21 protein-coding genes are annotated in these 18,488 nt (G+C 35.2%); 15 read left to right on the top strand and 6 right to left on the bottom strand.

From position 1 onward, the window contains the following. The first annotated feature begins 396 nt into the window (after positions 1-396). From CW357_RS06555 to CW357_RS06540, 4 genes are read left to right on the top strand one after another with little or no spacing between them, the layout of a single operon-like run. A complete protein-coding gene (locus CW357_RS06555; protein WP_124217628.1) occupies positions 397-747 on the top strand; it encodes a Na-translocating system protein MpsC family protein in 351 nt (116 codons plus the stop codon). Between the two features lie 8 nt (positions 748-755). Further along, positions 756-1,550, top strand: coding sequence for a formate dehydrogenase accessory sulfurtransferase FdhD (gene fdhD / locus CW357_RS06550; protein WP_119414886.1), 795 nt, complete (start codon positions 756-758; stop codon positions 1,548-1,550). Positions 1,551-1,574: 24 nt separating this feature from the next. Beyond that, positions 1,575-2,594, top strand: coding sequence for a GTP 3',8-cyclase MoaA (gene moaA, locus CW357_RS06545; protein ID WP_119414887.1), 1,020 nt, complete (start codon positions 1,575-1,577; stop codon positions 2,592-2,594). A 28-nt stretch (positions 2,595-2,622) separates the two neighbouring features. Next, complete coding sequence (locus tag CW357_RS06540; protein WP_124217627.1) at positions 2,623-3,405, top strand: formate/nitrite transporter family protein; 783 nt, start codon at positions 2,623-2,625, stop codon at positions 3,403-3,405. Between the two features lie 42 nt (positions 3,406-3,447). On the opposite strand, the gene moaC is transcribed toward CW357_RS06540, so the two are convergent. The 3 genes from moaC to CW357_RS06525 are packed head-to-tail and all read right to left on the bottom strand — an operon-like array spanning position 3,448 to position 5,019. Continuing rightward, positions 3,448-3,936 (bottom strand): cyclic pyranopterin monophosphate synthase MoaC, encoded by a 489-nt coding sequence (gene moaC / locus CW357_RS06535; RefSeq protein WP_124217626.1) that lies wholly within the window; start codon positions 3,934-3,936, stop codon positions 3,448-3,450. Continuing rightward, positions 3,929-4,531 carry a molybdenum cofactor guanylyltransferase gene (locus tag CW357_RS06530; RefSeq protein WP_124217625.1) on the bottom strand — a complete coding sequence of 201 codons (603 nt, stop codon included), beginning with the start codon at positions 4,529-4,531 and terminating at the stop codon, positions 3,929-3,931. Before CW357_RS06530 ends, moaC begins: the two co-directional genes overlap by 8 nt. Then, positions 4,528-5,019 carry a MogA/MoaB family molybdenum cofactor biosynthesis protein gene (locus tag CW357_RS06525; protein ID WP_124217624.1) on the bottom strand — a complete coding sequence of 164 codons (492 nt, stop codon included), beginning with the start codon at positions 5,017-5,019 and terminating at the stop codon, positions 4,528-4,530. Before CW357_RS06525 ends, CW357_RS06530 begins: the two co-directional genes overlap by 4 nt. A 94-nt stretch (positions 5,020-5,113) precedes the next feature. Between CW357_RS06525 and CW357_RS06520 the strand changes: the two genes are divergently transcribed. From CW357_RS06520 to CW357_RS06485, 8 genes are all read left to right on the top strand, one after another. Next, a complete protein-coding gene (locus CW357_RS06520; RefSeq protein WP_124217623.1) occupies positions 5,114-6,130 on the top strand; it encodes a thiazole biosynthesis adenylyltransferase ThiF in 1,017 nt (338 codons plus the stop codon). Positions 6,131-6,143: 13 nt separating this feature from the next. Continuing rightward, positions 6,144-7,433 (top strand): molybdopterin molybdotransferase MoeA, encoded by a 1,290-nt coding sequence (glp, locus tag CW357_RS06515; RefSeq protein ID WP_119414893.1) that lies wholly within the window; start codon positions 6,144-6,146, stop codon positions 7,431-7,433. Beyond that, positions 7,397-7,912, top strand: coding sequence for a molybdopterin-guanine dinucleotide biosynthesis protein B (gene mobB, locus CW357_RS06510; RefSeq protein ID WP_119414894.1), 516 nt, complete (start codon positions 7,397-7,399; stop codon positions 7,910-7,912). Before glp ends, mobB begins: the two co-directional genes overlap by 37 nt. A gap of 1 nt (position 7,913) precedes the next feature. Next, positions 7,914-8,390, top strand: a complete 477-nt coding sequence (locus tag CW357_RS06505) for a molybdenum cofactor biosynthesis protein MoaE (RefSeq protein WP_119414895.1) — start codon at positions 7,914-7,916, stop codon at positions 8,388-8,390. Next, positions 8,383-8,616, top strand: a complete 234-nt coding sequence (gene moaD / locus CW357_RS06500; protein ID WP_119414896.1) for a molybdopterin converting factor subunit 1 — start codon at positions 8,383-8,385, stop codon at positions 8,614-8,616. The genes CW357_RS06505 and moaD overlap by 8 nt, the downstream gene beginning before the upstream one ends. Positions 8,617-8,915: 299 nt before the next feature. After that, positions 8,916-10,370, top strand: coding sequence for a D-alanyl-D-alanine carboxypeptidase/D-alanyl-D-alanine endopeptidase (dacB, locus tag CW357_RS06495; protein ID WP_119414897.1), 1,455 nt, complete (start codon positions 8,916-8,918; stop codon positions 10,368-10,370). A gap of 40 nt (positions 10,371-10,410) precedes the next feature. Beyond that, entirely contained in the window at positions 10,411-10,794 is a 384-nt protein-coding gene (locus tag CW357_RS06490) for an OsmC family protein (RefSeq protein ID WP_119414898.1), read from the top strand. 86 nt (positions 10,795-10,880) lie between these two features. Then, positions 10,881-11,309 (top strand): GatB/YqeY domain-containing protein, encoded by a 429-nt coding sequence (locus tag CW357_RS06485; RefSeq protein WP_119414899.1) that lies wholly within the window; start codon positions 10,881-10,883, stop codon positions 11,307-11,309. Positions 11,310-11,374: 65 nt separating this feature from the next. On the opposite strand, the gene CW357_RS06480 is transcribed toward CW357_RS06485, so the two are convergent. Then, positions 11,375-12,079 (bottom strand): hypothetical protein, encoded by a 705-nt coding sequence (locus CW357_RS06480; protein WP_119414900.1) that lies wholly within the window; start codon positions 12,077-12,079, stop codon positions 11,375-11,377. Between the two features lie 266 nt (positions 12,080-12,345). Here CW357_RS06480 and dacB (CW357_RS06475) point away from each other — a divergent pair, with 266 nt between their 5' ends. From dacB (CW357_RS06475) to CW357_RS06465, 3 genes are all read left to right on the top strand, one after another. Then, positions 12,346-13,794 carry a D-alanyl-D-alanine carboxypeptidase/D-alanyl-D-alanine endopeptidase gene (gene dacB / locus CW357_RS06475; protein ID WP_119414901.1) on the top strand — a complete coding sequence of 483 codons (1,449 nt, stop codon included), beginning with the start codon at positions 12,346-12,348 and terminating at the stop codon, positions 13,792-13,794. Between the two features lie 157 nt (positions 13,795-13,951). After that, on the top strand, positions 13,952-14,392 hold the full coding sequence (locus CW357_RS06470; protein ID WP_119414902.1) for a BrxA/BrxB family bacilliredoxin: 441 nt from the start codon (positions 13,952-13,954) through the stop codon (positions 14,390-14,392). Between the two features lie 60 nt (positions 14,393-14,452). Then, the gene (locus tag CW357_RS06465; protein ID WP_119414903.1) at positions 14,453-15,469 is read left to right on the top strand and encodes an aromatic acid exporter family protein; all 1,017 of its coding nucleotides are present in this window, start codon (positions 14,453-14,455) and stop codon (positions 15,467-15,469) included. 362 nt (positions 15,470-15,831) lie between these two features. On the opposite strand, the gene CW357_RS06460 is transcribed toward CW357_RS06465, so the two are convergent. Further along, complete coding sequence (locus CW357_RS06460) at positions 15,832-16,374, bottom strand: SMI1/KNR4 family protein (RefSeq protein ID WP_119414904.1); 543 nt, start codon at positions 16,372-16,374, stop codon at positions 15,832-15,834. 540 nt (positions 16,375-16,914) lie between these two features. Beyond that, positions 16,915-18,474: a lipase family alpha/beta hydrolase gene (locus CW357_RS06455; protein ID WP_124217622.1), complete on the bottom strand. Its 1,560-nt coding sequence runs from the start codon at positions 18,472-18,474 to the stop codon at positions 16,915-16,917. Positions 18,475-18,488 lie beyond the last annotated feature (14 nt).

The following is an 18,488-nucleotide window of genomic DNA, read 5'->3' as shown; positions in this document are numbered from 1 at the left end:
TAAAATAAAATCAAAACATTAGTAATTCAATATTTTGGCTTCATTTTGGTCATGCATACCATTATAAGCTTTAGAAAAAAATATAACAATATGAATACGTATATAAAAAATTTTTTGAATTATTATAAATGATTTAATGTTTAATTAGTTTATACTGAATTCAAGATATGTTAATTAAATTGCTATAATGATTGGAAAAGCAAATCTTATATTTTTTTATTACAAAAAATTTTTTTGGGTAAGTTATATATAAGATAAAACTATTTTGTCAAAATAAATTTCCAAAAATTAGACCTTTAAACTTTATTGTAATTGCTATATGATTAACGAATTGTAGAGATGGATAAGCTTAAGTTCCCAAAAATATTCCGTTTTTTTGATAGGAGGATACGTATTATGTCAAAAAAAGTGCATGAGTTTAATGACATTATTCGAAAGCTTCGTAAAGATTTATTTGGCAAAGGTCCAGAACGCATTAATACTATATTTGTAGAGAATATGGCCATTTCAACACTTTATGGTAATATAACACCTACAGAAAAATTTATCGCAAGTACAAAAGATGGATTGGAAATGGTACATGCTGCACGTACAAAACTAATTCAAGATTTGTATGCGAAAGCAACACCTGAAGGTATGGAAGAATTGATGCAAGCAAAATTATTGCATCTATTTTCAGATATCAAGGTTGATCTCGATATGGCTGTTTCTGTTTTTATCTTTGACCGAAATATTGACGAACACTAGGAGGATCTATGGATACTGAAATTAAAAAAGAAATTCTTCGAGTAGAAAATGGGCAAGTGCAAAAAGTTGAAGATACAATCGTAACAGAATATGCTGTAACCGTTAAAGTTAATCAACAAGAATTTGTTACGATGGTTTGCACGCCAGAATATGTCAAAGATATGGTTATTGGCTATTTAGCCTCAGAAAAAGTGATTACTCACTTTGACGACATTGAAAATATTTGGTTTCAAGAAAAAGAGGGCGTTGTACACGTCCAAACCAAAAAGGTAAACCCATTTGCGAATAAGTTACAAAATAAGCGCTATATTACATCCTGCTGTGGAATGAGCAGACAGGGGTTTGTATTTGCGAGTGATGCACTAACTGCTAAGACAATGGAAGATATTCATATTCAATTGACTCCACAAAATTGTTTTGACCTTATGCAAAATATGCAGGACAATGCAGTGACCTTTCAAAAAACAGGTGGGGTTCACAATGCAGCCTTATGTGATGCTAAAGACATTATTTTGAGTCGTAAGGATATCGGCCGCCACAATGCGCTTGATAAAATTTATGGCTATTGCTTACAAAATGATATTTCGATTCACGATAAGGTTATTGTATTTAGTGGCCGTATTTCATCGGAAATTTTAGTGAAGGTGTCTAAAATCGGATGTGAAATCATTCTTTCTAAGTCAGCTCCAACTGAATTAGCTTTACAATTAGCAGAACAATTAGGAATAACAACTGTAGGATTTATTCGTCAAAATTCGTTAAATGTATATACACATCCAGAACGAATTCTATTAGATGTATAAGTTTAGCAGTATCTGAACAAGGAGATGAAAAGCATGAATTTGATACAAGATCAATATAAGCGCCCATTGAGAGATTTACGTATTTCCGTAACGGATCGTTGCAATTTTCGTTGCCGCTATTGCATGCCAGAGGAAATTTTTGGACCGGACTATGCCTTTTTACCATCTCAACAAATATTGTCATTTGATGAAATTGAGCGACTTGTTAAAATCTTTGTTTCTTTTGGTGTAAAAAAGATTCGTATTACAGGCGGTGAGCCTCTATTGCGAAAAAATATTGTAGAACTTATTGAGAGACTTCATCTTTTGCCTGGCGTAGAAGATATTGCGATGACGACAAATGGTTCACTATTGAAAAGTTTTGCAGAGGATTTAGCAAAAGCAGGATTGTCACGTGTATCTGTTAGTCTAGATTCTTTAAATGAAGAACGCTTTTTATCCATGAATGGTCAACGTGGTAAAGTGAAAAATGTTCTTGCTGGAATTGAAAAAGCAGCTCAAGCAGGAATCCAGGTCAAAGTCAATATGGTTGTACAAAAGGGAAAAAATGAACAAGATATTATTCCTATGGCTCAATTCTTTAAAGACAAAAAACATACATTAAGATTTATAGAATATATGGATGTAGGAAATTCCAATGGCTGGCGCCTAGATGATGTTGTATCGAAAAAAGAAATTCTTCATGCGATTCAGCAATTTTCACCGATAGAGCCATTAAGTCCTAATTATAAAGGAGAAGTGGCTACTCGTTATCAGTACAAAGATAGTGATCAAGAAATAGGTATTATTTCTTCTGTGACCGATTCATTTTGTTCTACTTGTTCACGAGCACGTATTTCAGCTGAAGGAAAGCTTTATACTTGCTTATTTGCAACAGAAGGTACAGATTTACTTAAGCTTTTACGCTCTGGAGAAACTGATGAGACAATTGCAAAATGCATTGCCGACGTCTGGCAGAATAGGACAGATCGCTATTCTGATGAGCGAAAAGAGCACACTTCATCCCCTAAGAGAAAGATAGAAATGTCTCATATTGGTGGATGATAAATTGATAGAAAAGAGGATTTATAGAATGGCAGTTAATAAACCAGAAGAAATTACACAAATCGCCATTAATGCAGGTGTAACTAAAGTAAATAGTTCAATTTTAAAGATGTTAATCTTAGGATTTTTAGGGGGCGCATTTATCGCCTTAGGTTTTTTACTCGATATTCGAGTTAGTGGTAGTATGCCGGAAGCATGGGGAAGCTTCTCAACATTTGTAGGTGCAACAGTATTCCCATTAGGCCTTATTTTAGTATTATTAGCAGGTGCTGAATTAATCACAGGAAATATGATGTCTGTAGCAATGGCTTTATATGATAAGAAAATTTCAATTCCAGCATTATTAAAAAACTGGTTTTGGGTAACACTTGCCAACTTAGTTGGTGCTTTATTTGTAGCTTACTTCTTTGGACATGTTGTTGGTTTAACAGAAACAGGACCATTTTTAGATAAAACAGTAGCTATCGCAAAAGCAAAAACTGCTGATTCTTTCTTACAAACATTTATTTCTGCTGCTGGTTGTAACTGGCTTGTATGTTTAGCTGTTTGGTTATCTTTCGGTGCGACTGATTTTGGTGGTAAAGTTGCAGGTATTTGGTTCCCTGTTACAGCGTTTGTTGCAATTGGTTTCCAACACGTTGTTGCCAATATGTTCGTTATTCCAGCTGCAATTTTTGCAGGACAAGTTACTTGGGGAGCATTCGTAGGAAATGTTATCCCAGCTTTCTTAGGAAATGTTGTTGGTGGTGCCATTTTTGTTGGCTTATTCTACTATATTTCATATGCAAAATCAAAAACTACAACAAAATAAAACAAAATAAAGAACACAAAAAAACCGGCTTATGCCGGTTTTTTAAAAACGTTCATTTAAAAAGGTACCGCTTTTACCACCAGTTTTTTGTACAAGATAAGTGTCTTGAATCACCATCGATTTATCGACAGCCTTGCACATATCGTAGAAGGTTAAAGCAGCAATGGACACAGCTGTTAATGCTTCCATCTCAACCCCTGTATTTCCTTTACATTTTACAAGTACTTCTATATGAAGTGCGTACCCTGAATCTGTTTTTTCGTAGTTAAATGTAAAATCCGTCCCCTGTAACATGATAGTGTGACACATCGGAATAAGATCAGAGGTTTTCTTTGCGCCCATAATTCCTGCAATTTGTGCAACTTGTGTGGGATCTCCCTTTTTAATATTCCCTTGTTGAATGGCTTCGTATAATTTAGTTGATAATAGAACAGTACTTCGTGCAATAGCTGTTCGTTTCGTTTCGTTTTTTTCGGAAATATCGACCATTTTAGGACGACCTTCTTCATTCCAATGCGTAAATTCAGTCATGATAATCTCCTTTTTTGTGCTGTATTGAGTAATTGGGCCAATCAGTTATGGCGTTAATATTGATGAATACTTGCTCATCATCTGGGATAGATACATAGCAAACATTCAGTTGGTCGAGTAATGATTGCATACTTCTTTTGTTTTTCTGCAATAATTTTTCTGTTTTTTGCAATACACTACGATGGTAGAGTGCAGCTAGTGGCTGTATTTTATCCGATTGCATAGGTACGATAGCATCATATGTATCGTCTACAACGGATAACATCTTGTTAACAAAAGATGATGTTATAAAAGGCATATCACATGCAAGTACGAAAAACCAATCGGCATCTGGTGTGTTGGATATAAGATGATGTATCGCAAAAAGCGGTCCTTGATGTACTGTTTTCTCAATACTCAAGCGAACATCCTTGTCTTTGAATTTCGTGGATAATGATGCGTTTGTTGAAATAATAAGTGGCTTAAGTTCATTCTTTTTCAATGCTTGTAAGCTATATTGATATAATAATTGCCCATTGAAATTTTCGAACATTTTGGGCTTTCCATATCTAGAGGATTGACCACCAGCTAATATGACACCTGCAATTTTTGTCATCGATGTAACTCACCTATAAAATGTTGCACTGTAGGAATGATGAGTTTACTCATCCCAAGTTTAACTGCATTTGTTGAACCAGGTAAAGCATAAATCGCAGTTTGTTTTAAACAACCGGCAACAGCACGACTAAACATGGCACGCGGACCTATTTCTTCATAGCTTAATGAGCGAAATAGTTCACCAAAACCGTGCATTTCTTTTTCAAAAAGCGGTGTTACTGCTTCGTAAGTGACATCACGTGATGTAAATCCTGTGCCACCTGTTACAATGATAGTATTAATATTAGGATCATCACACCATGCTTGTACTTTTTCAGTAATTGTAGCAGCATCATCTTTTACAATACAATAATCAGCAGTGTGAAATCCAACTTCTTCAAGAAGTGCTTTAATTTGTTGGCCACCCTTATCTGTCTCTATTGTGCGGGTATCACTAACAGTTAAAACTGCAGCATGTATGTCACGATCTTTATGGGTTGGATGCATTGTGAATCCTCCTATTGATAGAATCAATGATTAATTATAACGATATAAAATGAAAGGTCAAATAAAATTTAATAAGAGAAAGGCAGAGTTTTAAATGAATGATCGATATTCTAGACAACAATTGTTTCAGCCGATTGGTGAAAAAGGGCAGGAACTATTGCAACAAAAACATGTACTTATTGTAGGAGCTGGAGCATTAGGTAGTGCTAGTGCAGAGGCTATTGTACGAGCCGGTGTAGGTAAAGTGACAATTGTGGACCGAGATTATGTTGAATGGAGTAATTTACAACGTCAACAATTGTATAGTGAAGAAGAAGCTGAGCAAAAAATACCTAAGGCCATTGCAGCACAGGACAGATTAAAACGTATTAATTCGAACGTGCAGATTAAAGGAATTGTCATGGATGCAAGAGCAGAGTCACTAGAGAGTATCGTACATGATGTAGATATTATGATTGATGGTACTGACAATTTTGATATTCGTTTTGTTATGAATGATCTAGCACAAAAATACCAAATTCCTTGGATATATGGCTCGTGCGTTGGAAGTTACGGTACAACTTATACGATCATTCCTGGAAAAACTCCATGCCTTCACTGTTTAATGCAGTCAGTGCCGAATATGACGATTACTTGCGATACAGCAGGTATAATTAGTCCAACTGTTCAAATAGTAGCAGCTTATCAAGTAGCAGAGGCTTTGAAAATTTTAGTGGGAGATTGGAACGCTGTATGTAAGACGTATCGAACCTTTGATGTTTGGAATAATCAGCATTATGATATGCGTGTACAAAATGCGAAAAAAGATGATTGTCTGTCATGCGGTGAAAGCGCAATTTACCCATATCTATCTTATGAAAATCAAACAAAAGTGGATGTATTATGTGGACGGAATGCTGTACAAATTCGCCCAGTTCGACCAGATGGGTATAATTTAAATTACTTAGCACAGCAACTTCAAAAGCATGGCACTATTCAACAAAATCCATATTTAATATCATGTCAATTAAAGGATTATCGCCTGGTGATTTTTAAGGATGGTCGAGTACTTGTACATGGTACAAATGATGCAAAGCAAGCAAAAAATTTATATTACAGTTTATTAGGTTAAGGAGCGTATGAAAATGTTAGAAAAAAGAACACCAATTGCAGTCGGTGAGGCTGTTCGTCGCATAATGCAATTTGCTTTTACAGGAACAAAAGAAATGGTACCGTTAACTAAGTCGTTTGGTCGTTTTTTAGCAGAAGATTTAAAAGCAGATCATGACGTACCAGCCTTTGATCGCTCACCTTATGACGGTTTTGCAATACGTGCTGAGGACAGCGAATGTGCTTCAGCTGATCATCCTGTCTCTTTTGAAGTGGTAGGAGAAATTGGAGCTGGCTTTGTTTTTCCAGAACAAGTACAAGAGGGACAAGCTGTCCGTATTATGACAGGAGCTCCAATTCCAGAAGGCTGTAATGCAGTTGTTATGCTGGAATTATCAAAGACATATGAAAAAGACGGTAAGTCTTATATGGAGATTAAACGTGCTTATAAAGAGGGCGACAACATTTCATATCAAGGAGAAGATATGAAAAGAGGAGAAACACTTGTTCAAAAAGGAACGTATATTAATCCAGGTGTTTCTGCATTATTAGCTACTTTTGGTTATCGTGAAGTACCTGTAACACGTAAACCAGTCATTGGAGTGATTGCAACTGGAAGCGAATTGTTAGAACCAGATGAGGCACTTCAACCTGGTAAAATTCGTAATAGTAATGCTTATATGATATTGGCTCAGATCGAACGTGTTGGAGCAGAAGCACGTTACTTTGGTAAATTTAGTGATAATCTTGATATTTGTATTGAAGCAGTGAAATCTGCTTTATCGGAAGTGGACATACTCATAACAACTGGTGGTGTTTCAGTAGGGGACTATGACTACTTGCCTGCAATTTATAAGGCACTTGGTGCAGAAGTGTTATTTAATAAAGTAGCAATGCGTCCCGGTAGTGTGACAACTGTTGCACAGCGTGATGGACAGCTATTATATGGACTTTCAGGAAATCCTTCTGCTTGCTATGTTGGTTTTGAGCTATTTGTTCGTCCAGTTGTACGGACAGCATTTTCAAATCCAACACCACATTTACACAGAGAACAGGCAATATTAGGAGAGGATTTCAAAAAGGCAAATCCATTTACACGCTTTATCCGTGCAAGTGTATCCTTTGAAAATGGACAGCTTATTGCAGCACCATCAGGCTTTAATAAATCGAGTGCTGTTTCCTCTTTAGCAAAAGCTCAAGCTTTCATCGTACTACCAGGTGGTACGCGCGGTTATGAAAAGGGCATGCGTGTAGACGTATTATTACTAGAGGATGGACTAGGGAGTGAGTGGCCTTGGGACAACATTGTGCCGTCCTACAGATAGTAGGCTACCAAAATAGTGGCAAGACAACATTAATGGAGAAACTAATTATTGCGGCAACAGCAGAAGGGGCACGTGTTGCAACGATTAAGCATCATGGTCATGGTGGAGCTCCAACAGCTGTAAATCGAAAAGACAGTCAACGCCATGAACAAGCGGGAGCGATTGTTGCTGGTGTCGAAGGAGCAGGTACATTGTTTTTGACTATTCAGCAAGCATCTTGGAAACTAAAGGAGCTTGTTGAATTATATCAACAATTTCAGCCTGATTTGATTTTAGTAGAGGGCTATAAGAATGAAGATTATCCAAAGGTCGTATTAATCCGTCATCAGGAAGATGTCGCTAGTTTGAAGAAACTGACAAATATCATTTGCGTGCTTTATTGGCAAGATGTAGACCCATCAACTTTTACATGCCCTGTCTATCCGATAAAGCAAGAAGATCTTTATTTGAATCTTTTACTGGAAAAAGTGAGGAATTAGAATGGAAGAAAATTTATTTATTATCACAGATCAGCCTATTCGCGTAGAGGAAGTTACAAAAAAGGTTGAGAGTCGCAATGCAGGTGCTATTACTGTTTTTATTGGAACGGTTAGAGAATTGACAAAGGGTAAAAAAACTTTGCATTTAGAGTATCAAGCGTATCCACCAATGGCGATTAAAATGTTTCAACAAATAGAAAAAGAAATAAAAGAAAAATGGCCAGAAGTACAGATTGCTATTACGCATCGTATAGGACGTCTAGAAATTTCAGATATTGCAGTTGTTATTGCTGTGTCCTCACCACACCGAAAAATAGCCTATGAGGCAAATGAATACGCTATTGATCGTATAAAGCAAATTGTACCGATTTGGAAAAAGGAATTTTGGGAAGATGGTACAGCTTGGATAGGCGATCAGCTCGAGAATGTACCTTATCCGTCAGAAACACCTTTTGAGGAAGGAGATAAGCATGATTAACATCTTACTTTTTGCACAACTACAAGAGGCAGCTGGTCACTCACAAGTTACAATGGATGCCTCAGAAGTAACCGTTCAACAAGTAAAAGAGTGGTTAGAGAAGCAGTATACTTTAACATCTTTACACCAAACGATGACTGCCGTAAACGAGGAATTTGCAACCGATGATACAATTGTAAAATCTGGTGATACAGTAGCGTTAATCCCACCGATTAGTGGTGGTTAGAAAGTCTATCTACTATCAAGTAATGTTCTTTAAAATAACTAGTTTCATGTTTGTGAATTCAATAGTATTTTTAAGTTCTCTACATACTCCTAATCTCTATTTTGTGAGGTTAGGGGTTTTTTTATTATGTAATTATAGTGAACAAATTTAAAAATCTTAAATTGAATAATTAGAAATACCCTATAAAATGCGAAAAACTCTATCGATAGAACGGATTTTCTAATCTTAATAGGAAAAGGTTAGAAGAATATTGAATTCTTATAAAGAGTAAGAATATTCTTTCGCAAAGGGGAAATCATATGAAAAAAAGATTACGTATTTTTCTAACTTCTTGTATTATCACGTTTGGTTTGTTTGGTGCGAACATGTCAGCAGAGGCTAGTACAACTCAAACCCAAACTCTTGACCAATCTATTAAACAAATTGTCAACGATAAAATGGCTGGAGCCGATGTCAGTGTTGCGATTAGGGATGATAAGGGGAAAATTATTTATGGCTTGAATGGCAATCAAAAACAAAAACCTGCATCGAATATGAAGTTATTAACAAGTGCCGCAGCTTTAGAGATATTAGGGGAAAAGTATCGATTTAAAACTAGTATTTATTCTACTGGAAAAGTAAAAAATGGTGTTTTAAAAGGAGATCTTTATCTTCAGGGAAAAGGTGATCCAACTTTAAATAAGGAAGATCTTGAACAGTTTGTTAATAGTATCGCAGCTCAAGGAATTAAACGTATTGAAGGAAGAATTGTAGCAGATGATTTTTGGTTTGACCAAGATTTGTTAACGCCAGGGATTGCTAAAGAGGATGAGTCTTATTATTATGCAGCGCCAATCACAGCATTAACAACTTCTCCAAATAACGACTATGATTCTGGGACGATCATTGTTGAAGCAAAAGGTGAAAAAGTAGGAAAGAAACCATCTCTTACAATAACGCCAGAATTAGGGGATTTAGTTATTGAGAATAAGGGGAAAACAGTAGAGGCTAACGAGCCAAATACGTTAACGATAGAGCGTCAATTTAGAACAAATAAAATTGTTGTAAGTGGAAATTTGCCTATTAATAAGAGTTTAAAAGAATGGGTAACTGTACAAAATCCAACAACTCATACACTAACAATGTTTAAAAATTTACTAAAACAAAACCATATTCAATACTCAAAGGACAAGCTTTATCGTGCAAAAACACCTAAAAGTGCCAAACTAATTACTCAAAAGCAGTCAGTGACGCTTTCACAATTGATGATTCCTTATATGAAGTTAAGCAATAATGGAATTGCGGATATTTTAGTGAAAACAATGGGGAAAGTAAAAATGCAAAAAGGTAGTACAGAAGCTGGTCTGAAAATATTAAGACAATATGGAGAGTCACGCCATTTAAATATAAATCAATGGATTTTTGAAGATGGCTCAGGTATGTCACATAGCAATCGAGTATCCAGTAATGATTTAACGAAACTTTTGTATACTGTTCAAAAAGAAAAATGGTTTAGTACCTATTTTAATAGTCTGCCAGTTGCTGCAAACTCGGAAAGAATGGTAGGAGGTACACTTCGTAATCGTCTAAAATCACCACTTACAGCGGAAAAAATTTTCGCAAAAACAGGGTCATTGACAGGTGTTAATACACTAAGTGGATATATAATAGGAAGTAGTGGTAAAAGCTTTACATTTAGTATTTTAGTACAGAACAAATCCGGTACAATCTCAGTTATTGATGAAATTGTGGAAGTAATGGCTGAGAATTTATAAATCCTAAAGAGTAAAGTATAGGTTAAAAGGAGAATGAGACATGACGATTATCAAACATACAAATCGACAAATTGAAATTGTAAATGGAGCGGGTATACAAGCGAAAGGTTCCACTAAAAGTAATCTAGAAGGATTAAATCCTAAAGAGTTAATCGAAGCATCTGTTGGTTTATGCATTGCATTAACAACTCGTCAAATTTTAAAACGTGATGAGATTAACTATAACTTGGATGATCTAACAGTTACAGTACAATCTACTAAAGGATCTGGTGTAAATCGTTTAACAGCTTTTGATATTCAAGTTCAGTTACCTGACACTTTAGATGAGTCCTATAAAAGAAAATTACTCAAAAGTGTGAAAAGGGGTTGTACTATTGGAAATACCATTGAAAATGGGGCAACTGTAAAGATTACCGAGAATTAGATTCAATATATTTATTTAACACTAAGATTGGATAACCAACAAAAGTGTTATAATAGATATAATTGAATAAAGAAGGAATGAGTAATATGTTAAAAACAGTTGTTTTTGATCAATTAAAAAAAGCCATGAAAGAAAAAGATGTAGTAGCAAAAGGCGTTTTAACTATTGTAAAATCATCTCTTGACTTGGCACAAAAAGAAAAAGGTTCTGAATTAACGCACGAAGAAGAAATTGCCATTCTAAACCGTGAAGTAAAACAAACACATCAAGCTTTAGAAGGTGCTGAAAAGGCCAATCGTGCTGATTTAATCGAAAAAGAAAATAGAAAGCTTGAAATTTTAAAATCATTTTTACCTGAGCAATTATCCGAAGAAAAAGTAATCGAAACTTTAAAAGAAGCTGGCATCACTTCAGGGATGAATATGGGTGAAGCGATGAAAATTGCAAAACCTTTGCTTGCTGGCAAAGCAGAAGGTTCAATGATTGCAAAAGCTGTTAAAAGTTTAATCAAATAGATAGATGATAAAGTGAAAAAAGTTTAAGAAAGTAGCGATTGTTACTCTCTTAAACTTTTTTTGTTTTAATTTATTTTTTCACCACTTTTGTTATAAATGGTTATTTGAATGTTTCTTTCTTTTATAAGTTTATTTGAATGTAACTTATCTAATTCTAGAAATATTTTCTTTTCCATTTCTTTACCCATAGTAGACTTTTTTTGTTTTCTACTTAACAAAGTCTTTATTCCAATATTTAACTCTGTGGGTGTATTCTCTAAATTTATTTGGTCCATTTGTTTTGGATAAAACTTTGATAACGCATCCTCTATTGTTGTGCTTATTTCTTGCATTAGATGGTGTTCTTCTATAACTTCTTTGCTAACTAGTTTACTTATTTCACTTTTGGTCACTTTGACAACATACTTTTCAAATGGTGTTGATTTAATGGTATTTTCTACAAACTCTTTCACTTCATCTTTTACTGAGTCATAGTACTCTTGACTTCCAACTACTTCGATTTTTATCTCATTTAAACTAATTTTATATGTACCTATTTTGTATTTTTTTGATGTTTTTTCTTTTAGCTTTTCTAAGATATTAACTATTTCTTTATCTGAAGGTCTAGTGTTTTCTTTAGCATTAAGTTGATTAGTGAAAACAAAAATACTCCCTACGATGAATAATGAAAACAGGATGAAAATAACCTTTCTTATGTTAATACCTCCTTGAATAGCAGTATACGTAAATTTTTCTTGGAAAATGATTATGTGAATATTGAAAAGCCCCAAACTATATTACATAAAATACTTTTTAACATAATGAGGATGTCAAATTATTTTAAATGCTGTAGATGATAACCTTTATTGACATAGAAGTACCATATTAATTTATCGGAAACAAAATTACTAAATTCCTTTCAAGATGAATATATATAACAGTATCGACAAAACTAAAAATGGAAAGAATTATGATAGTTTTAGCTTATTAAATCAAATGAAATTTGCAATTCGATTTCAATAACAAATACCATTGTTTAAGAGCAAGGAGCCGAAAAATGTCAAAAAGGATCCGTATACTTCTCGTTACTTGTATGATGATCTTCAGTTTATTGGGCTTACAAATTCCTACAGAAGCTGCTACTCCAAAACTAAATAAATCCATTGAGAAAATTGTGAAAAGTAAAATGGCAAATGCTGAGGTAAGTATTGCAGTTCGTGATGAAAAAGGAAAAGTCATCTACGATTTAAATGGAAATCGGCAACAAAAACCTGCATCGAATATGAAATTATTAACCGGTGCTGCTGCTTTAACAGAATTGGGATTGGATTATCGTTTTCTTACGAATATATATACAACCGGAAAAGTAAAAAATGGTGTACTTCATGGGGATTTATATATACAGGGGAAAGGCGATCCGACTTTAACAATCGAGGATCTTGAAGAATTTGCACGTTTTTTTGCATATTCAGGATTAAAGAAAATAGATGGACGTATCGTAGCAGATGATTTTTGGTTTGATCAAGACTTATTGACACCAGATATTCAAAAAGAGGACGAGTCCTATTATTACGCAGCACCTGTCACTGCTCTAACGATGTCCCCTGACAGTGATTACGATTCTGGTTCAATCATTGTAGAAGCAATAGGCAAAAAAGTCGGGCAGAAACCAAAGATTAAAATAACCCCTGAATTAGGCGACCTAAAGATTGAAAATAATGCTAAAACCGTTTATGCCAATCAATATAGCACCCTTAAGATAAAAAGAGAATATCGAACAAATAAAATTACGATTAGTGGCTATTTACCACTAGGGAAAGATGCGAAAGAGTGGATTACAGTACAAAATCCAACTGAACATACCATTACTTTGTTTAAACACGTATTAGAGAAAAATGGAATACAATTTTCAAAAGAAAAATTCTATCGTGAAAAAGTGCCAGCAAAAGCAAGGTTAATCGTTCAAAAACAATCCATTCCACTTGCAGAGATTATGATTCCTTATATGAAGTTAAGTAACAATAGTATTGCAGATATTTTGGTCAAAACAATGGGAAAGGTAAGAATAGGACAAGGAAGTACAAAAGCAGGTTTAAGTGTCCTAAAACAATATGCTTTTTCGAGACATTTACGTATTGATGATTGGACCTTTGAAGATGGCTCTGGTATGTCACATAATAATCGTGTATCAAGCGTAGATTTAACACATCTCTTGTTTGTCGTTCAGAAAGAAAAGAGATGGTATGGTACATTCTTTGATAGTTTACCAGTTGCTGCACATGCAGATCGAATTATCGGAGGATCACTTAGAAATCGATTTACTACGCCGTTAACTAGAGAAAAGGTATTTGCGAAAACAGGTGCAATCGAAGGCGTCAATACATTAAGTGGCTATTTCATAGGGAAAAGTGGGAAAAAGTATATTTTCAGTATTTTAGTACAGAACCAAAAAGGAACGGTTCCAGTGATTGATGAGATTGTAGAAGTAATGGCGGAGGAATTATGATGGGATTTGATAGAGAAGTAATTTCTTATGTTACACCATGCAATCGTTTAAAACTTGGATATTCCTATTAAATTGATACGTTTTTGAAACAACTACTTTGAAAACCATTGCCACAACTGTTATAGTAATAATTGATATTGAAAGGAGCGATTATTCTATGAATATGGATTATGATTTATTTATGCAAGATATGCTACGTCAAGCACGCAGTGAAATGACTGATAATGGTTATGAAGAACTAAAAACAGCTGAAGAAGTAGACGAAGCATTTAAACGTGAAGGTACAACTTTTGTAATGGTGAACTCAGTATGTGGTTGTGCAGGCGGTATTGCTCGCCCAGCAGCTGTTCATGCATTAAATTATGATAAACGTCCAGATCATTTAGTTACAGTATTTGCAGGTCAAGATAAAGAGGCTACTGCACAAGCACGTATGCACTTTGGTGAAGATCATATTCCTTCATCTCCATCATTCGTACTATTAAAAGATGGTAAACCAGTAGCTGAAATTGGTCGTCACGAAATCGAAGGACATGACCCAATGTCTGTTATTACAAATATTCAAGGTTATTTCGAAGAATTCTGTGAAGAAATTTAATCTTTTTTAAAGAGAAGAGCGCTATTTTCTATAGTGCTCTTTTTTTAGGAGGTGGTTTCTGTGAAAAAATTTCATATTGGCTATCGAATATTAAAAACGGCACTAGGTGCAGGATTGTCAATCGGTATTGCACAATATTGTCATTTAGATTTTTTCTCATCAGCAGGTATTTTAACAATCCTTTGTATTCAACCAACAAAGCGTAAATCTATTCATGCAGTTTATACGAGGGTTATGGCAACATTAATAGGTATTGTCATGTCCGTTGCTTTCTTTGAATTATTAGGCTATCACCCGTGGATACTAGGGTTGATGGTGCTATTCTTCTTGCCTATACTCGTTATGATAAAGGTTACACCTGGTTTTGTATCCTCCGTCGTTATTATTTTACATATTTTCTCTACAGCCCATTTCACATGGGGCTTGTTGATAAATGAATTATTATTAATGTTGATCGGTTTCGGAACGGCCTTAGCGGTGAATATGTATATGCCAGATATACAAATTAAGTTAGATGAATACCGTTTGAAAATAGAAGAATTATATAGCAAAATATTTAAGGAAATTACAAAATACTTGCGTAATGGAGACACTAGTTGGGATGGTAAAGAACTTGTTGAAGCGGATACAATCATCAACAAAGGTAAGGCACTTGCTTATCAAGATGTAGAAAATCACCTGACGAGACATGAAAATCTCTATTATCAATATTTTGATATACGTGAACGACAACTAGAAATAATTGAGAGAGTTTTACCGAAAATCACAAACTTACCGGTCATCGTAGAACAGGCGGAACTTGTAGCAGATTTTATGGAAGAGCTGTCTGAAAACGTCCATTCAGGTAATACAACTCAAAAATACCGTAGTAAATTAGAAGATGTAAGGATAGAATTTGCAAAGCTCCCATTGCCGACAACTCACGAAAAGTTCTTAGCCATGGCGTCACTATACCAATTCATCGAAGAAATGGATCGATACCTTGTCATTAAGAAAGATTTTAAAGGAATAAGACCATCATATCGGCGTTTGGCAAGAAAATTAAAAGATAGAAAACAGGGAAGTTCCCAAAATTGAGTTGAAAAATGTATCACTTTGAAGTGTGTTATTAACATTTCGGGTGGTGCACAAGCGTAAATATATGCTTTTAACACCATTTCAGATGAGTCACCTAAGCTATCGAATATGATAAAAAATTAACGATTTGGCAGGCTTATTCCTCTTACACCACAATAAAATTCTAAAGCAGACTAAAATAGATTAACGGATTTGTTCTTTTGTTCTTCATTCATCATATAACTTCACACGCCCTATAAGTCACATGTACCACTGCAAGACCGTTATTAATAATTAAAGTATGCTTGTAGCTTATCTCTGCTAAACAAACACCAGATACTCACTAAATAAGAGTCCTGGTGTTTTATATCATTATGAAATAATTAATATTCTGGAAGGTTAGAATCTTCCCAAAAAAATTCTCCAGTGTTTTCTATAACATTCTCAACAAAAGTTACAAACGATTCTTCTGTTGCCTCAGGCATTATATGTCCTACATAAATTGCACCTTGCGAAGAATGCTTTTTAAGCTTATGCGCGTCCACCATTATATATCCTACATCTGGAAATTCTCCAATAGGATAATCTTTTGTAGTCTTTAGATCTTCTTCTTTCTTAAATTCTTGAACATCTTTAAATCCTTCACGAATTTCGTCTAGACTAAAAAATTTAAATTCCATAAGATAACTTTTGAAAAGTGTCATACCATTATGTAGCAATAGAAATTCCCTATAATCTTGCGGGGCTTTTATCCCTAATTCTTTCTCAAGTGAACGAATATCTTCTTCTTTTGCTGGGGGATTAAAAATACACTTTTCACGTAAAACAGTACCATCACGTTCGATTAAGCCATCTGGATCTAATCGAGAAAAGTTTTCATCTAATTTACTTTTTAAATTGTCTAAAACTTTTTTGATTTCTGGCATATGTTGTTACCTCCCGACTATTTAATAATTAGCAAACCTCGAGGTGATTTTTTGATGTTTTTCTAGTAATTCCTATACAATTATTTAATTTTGATCTTCCTCCATATGCTACAGTTTTTATATGATGTAAGTCAATTTTATCTCCTGGCCAAATCTGGTTGCACGTTATACTTCTTTTCGTATTCATTTCTAATTTTTTTACTGGAGCTCGATTGTAATTTGCTCCTTTTTGCCAATCAGCGCGAATATTAGAAGCTACTTTTTTAGACCATTTATCTAATTGGGGAATTTAACTAATTTATTATTTAATAAAGTATATGTTCCATCGGGTATAGCCCTAATTTCTTTCTAACACCGCTGTCATTTTGATGGTAATATCTCTTATAATACCTTTTGAATTTAGATATTCCATATATTCACATTTTCCTCGGCATAGTGATTCCAAAAATGCTTAATCTTACGCTTCTATATTTATCGCTAGTCCTTTTTAACACCATAAACAAGCCCTCTTATATTCATAAGAGGGCTCTTTTTGCCTATCTATTCAATATAAACTGAGCGAACCAAAGTCCAGATTGATTCTTTGCCATTCGGGTGTTTTGTTTTCATGTCAACAGTCATGTTATATACGCCGGGTTTTGAAACTTTCGGTAGCTTGGAGGTGAACTTGGTTCCGTTTGTGCTCTTAGGATTAATCGTTTGCTTTAGTTCCTTTCCATTCGGATCTTTGAATTTGAAGGAAAGTTTTGTTGTTCCTGCTTGCTTTGGCGTTTTTAAGGTGAATGATGTTTGATCTGCCTTACCTTTGCCAGCCATGTCGAGTTCCAGCTTCCCAGGTTCATCAAAGGAGGAGACTAGTAAGTAGGCATCCTTGTCATTCGTTGCCTTCATTTGTACTGTCCAGGAACCTTCGACGAGTTCATCTGGTTGGAATGTATAAACGTTTGCGCCAGAGAGAATCATTTCATCTTTTACTGGGCCTGTAGCTTTCATAATTGTTCCGTCTGGTGCAACTAACTCAACAGTCGTATCATTGCTGGCTGTATAGACGGAGATAGTGCCATTTGTTTTGGCAGGAACATAGATTTCTTTTTTGGTGATTTGGTTATCTGATAGCTTGCCTCCCGTGATATAGTTGGAGGATTCACTGTGGATAGCCGCGTCTGTTTGACTCGATGTTTCGTTATTAGTGGACAATTGGCTGACGGTAGCACTGCGTAAATAAGGTTCAATCCTAGAAAAAACTTTGGAACCTTGACGGATATTATCATGATCAATTGTGCTATCGGTGAATAAGTGTGTGCCATAAGGCAGCTTTGCGCTGGTCTCTGTAACGAGTCCGTCATTTGCCCCATAGATAGATAAATAGGCTCCACCGAGGGATAGTGCAGAAAGGGCCGGTCCTTTGTTTGTTCCAGCTACCGTATAGTATTTATTTTTACTGCGGTTAGAATTGCTGTCAGTTACGGAGCGGAATTTTGCCATTTCCCCAACCTGTAATGAATAGGTACCTGCATCATTTTGCCCGAGCAGTTCCCCAAGCCATCCTGCATACCAGCTATATGAAAGGTCTGCTAATTCGGATCCATAATGAGGTGATCCTAATGTGATAACCCTGCCGACATATGAATGAGCTCCGTAATGTATAAGGGCTGCTTGAGTATCAGGGCCACCCTTACTATGAGCGATGATATTCACTTTCTGCCCATTAAAGTGTCGAGATATTTCTCCGAGCATGGAGGCTAGTAGGCGTCCATTTGTGTATTGATTTTCAGAACCATTGCCTGCCGCGTCATATAACTGGACGAAAACAGTCTGATATCCAGCTTCGTAAGCTTTCGTATATATGTCATTAACTCCGTGATAAGTTGTTTCCCCATACCAGCTTGTTGAGCTGCCATTCTTCCCTTGGACAAAGACAATCGGTGGTTTTGATGAAGTGTAATTCGGTGGACGGTCACCAAGGAACCATTCTCCAGGGGTGAAGGTTTCACCAGGTGGCTTCAGCTTTCCGGCTGATACTTCTAAAGAAAGAACATATGGCGTAAAAACCATTAAACATAAGAAAAAGACTAAAAACCTTTTCATCAATCGACTCATTAAACGCCTCCATT

It is taken from the genome of Rummeliibacillus sp. TYF005 (assembly GCF_003844195.1).
Classification (GTDB): domain Bacteria; phylum Bacillota; class Bacilli; order Bacillales_A; family Planococcaceae; genus Rummeliibacillus.
The sequence above is the reverse complement of the archived record's forward strand: the minus strand, read 5'-3'. Positions and strand labels throughout refer to the sequence as shown.

What these genes read in the sequence shown, in the direction of transcription:
- CW357_RS06555 (WP_124217628.1), top strand. Translation starts at nt 397, where the DNA reads ATGTCAAAAAAAGTGCATGAGTTTAATGACATTATTCGAAAGCTTCGT.
- fdhD (WP_119414886.1), top strand. Translation starts at nt 756, where the DNA reads ATGGATACTGAAATTAAAAAAGAAATTCTTCGAGTAGAAAATGGGCAA.
- moaA (WP_119414887.1), top strand. Translation starts at nt 1,575, where the DNA reads ATGAAAAGCATGAATTTGATACAAGATCAATATAAGCGCCCATTGAGA.
- CW357_RS06540 (WP_124217627.1), top strand. Translation starts at nt 2,623, where the DNA reads ATGGCAGTTAATAAACCAGAAGAAATTACACAAATCGCCATTAATGCA.
- moaC (WP_124217626.1), bottom strand. Translation starts at nt 3,936, where the DNA reads ATGACTGAATTTACGCATTGGAATGAAGAAGGTCGTCCTAAAATGGTC.
- CW357_RS06530 (WP_124217625.1), bottom strand. Translation starts at nt 4,531, where the DNA reads ATGACAAAAATTGCAGGTGTCATATTAGCTGGTGGTCAATCCTCTAGA.
- CW357_RS06525 (WP_124217624.1), bottom strand. Translation starts at nt 5,019, where the DNA reads ATGCATCCAACCCATAAAGATCGTGACATACATGCTGCAGTTTTAACT.
- CW357_RS06520 (WP_124217623.1), top strand. Translation starts at nt 5,114, where the DNA reads ATGAATGATCGATATTCTAGACAACAATTGTTTCAGCCGATTGGTGAA.
- glp (WP_119414893.1), top strand. Translation starts at nt 6,144, where the DNA reads ATGTTAGAAAAAAGAACACCAATTGCAGTCGGTGAGGCTGTTCGTCGC.
- CW357_RS06505 (WP_119414895.1), top strand. Translation starts at nt 7,914, where the DNA reads ATGGAAGAAAATTTATTTATTATCACAGATCAGCCTATTCGCGTAGAG.
- moaD (WP_119414896.1), top strand. Translation starts at nt 8,383, where the DNA reads ATGATTAACATCTTACTTTTTGCACAACTACAAGAGGCAGCTGGTCAC.
- dacB (WP_119414897.1), top strand. Translation starts at nt 8,916, where the DNA reads ATGAAAAAAAGATTACGTATTTTTCTAACTTCTTGTATTATCACGTTT.
- CW357_RS06490 (WP_119414898.1), top strand. Translation starts at nt 10,411, where the DNA reads ATGACGATTATCAAACATACAAATCGACAAATTGAAATTGTAAATGGA.
- CW357_RS06485 (WP_119414899.1), top strand. Translation starts at nt 10,881, where the DNA reads ATGTTAAAAACAGTTGTTTTTGATCAATTAAAAAAAGCCATGAAAGAA.
- dacB (WP_119414901.1), top strand. Translation starts at nt 12,346, where the DNA reads ATGTCAAAAAGGATCCGTATACTTCTCGTTACTTGTATGATGATCTTC.
- CW357_RS06470 (WP_119414902.1), top strand. Translation starts at nt 13,952, where the DNA reads ATGAATATGGATTATGATTTATTTATGCAAGATATGCTACGTCAAGCA.
- CW357_RS06460 (WP_119414904.1), bottom strand. Translation starts at nt 16,374, where the DNA reads ATGCCAGAAATCAAAAAAGTTTTAGACAATTTAAAAAGTAAATTAGAT.
- CW357_RS06455 (WP_124217622.1), bottom strand. Translation starts at nt 18,474, where the DNA reads ATGAGTCGATTGATGAAAAGGTTTTTAGTCTTTTTCTTATGTTTAATG.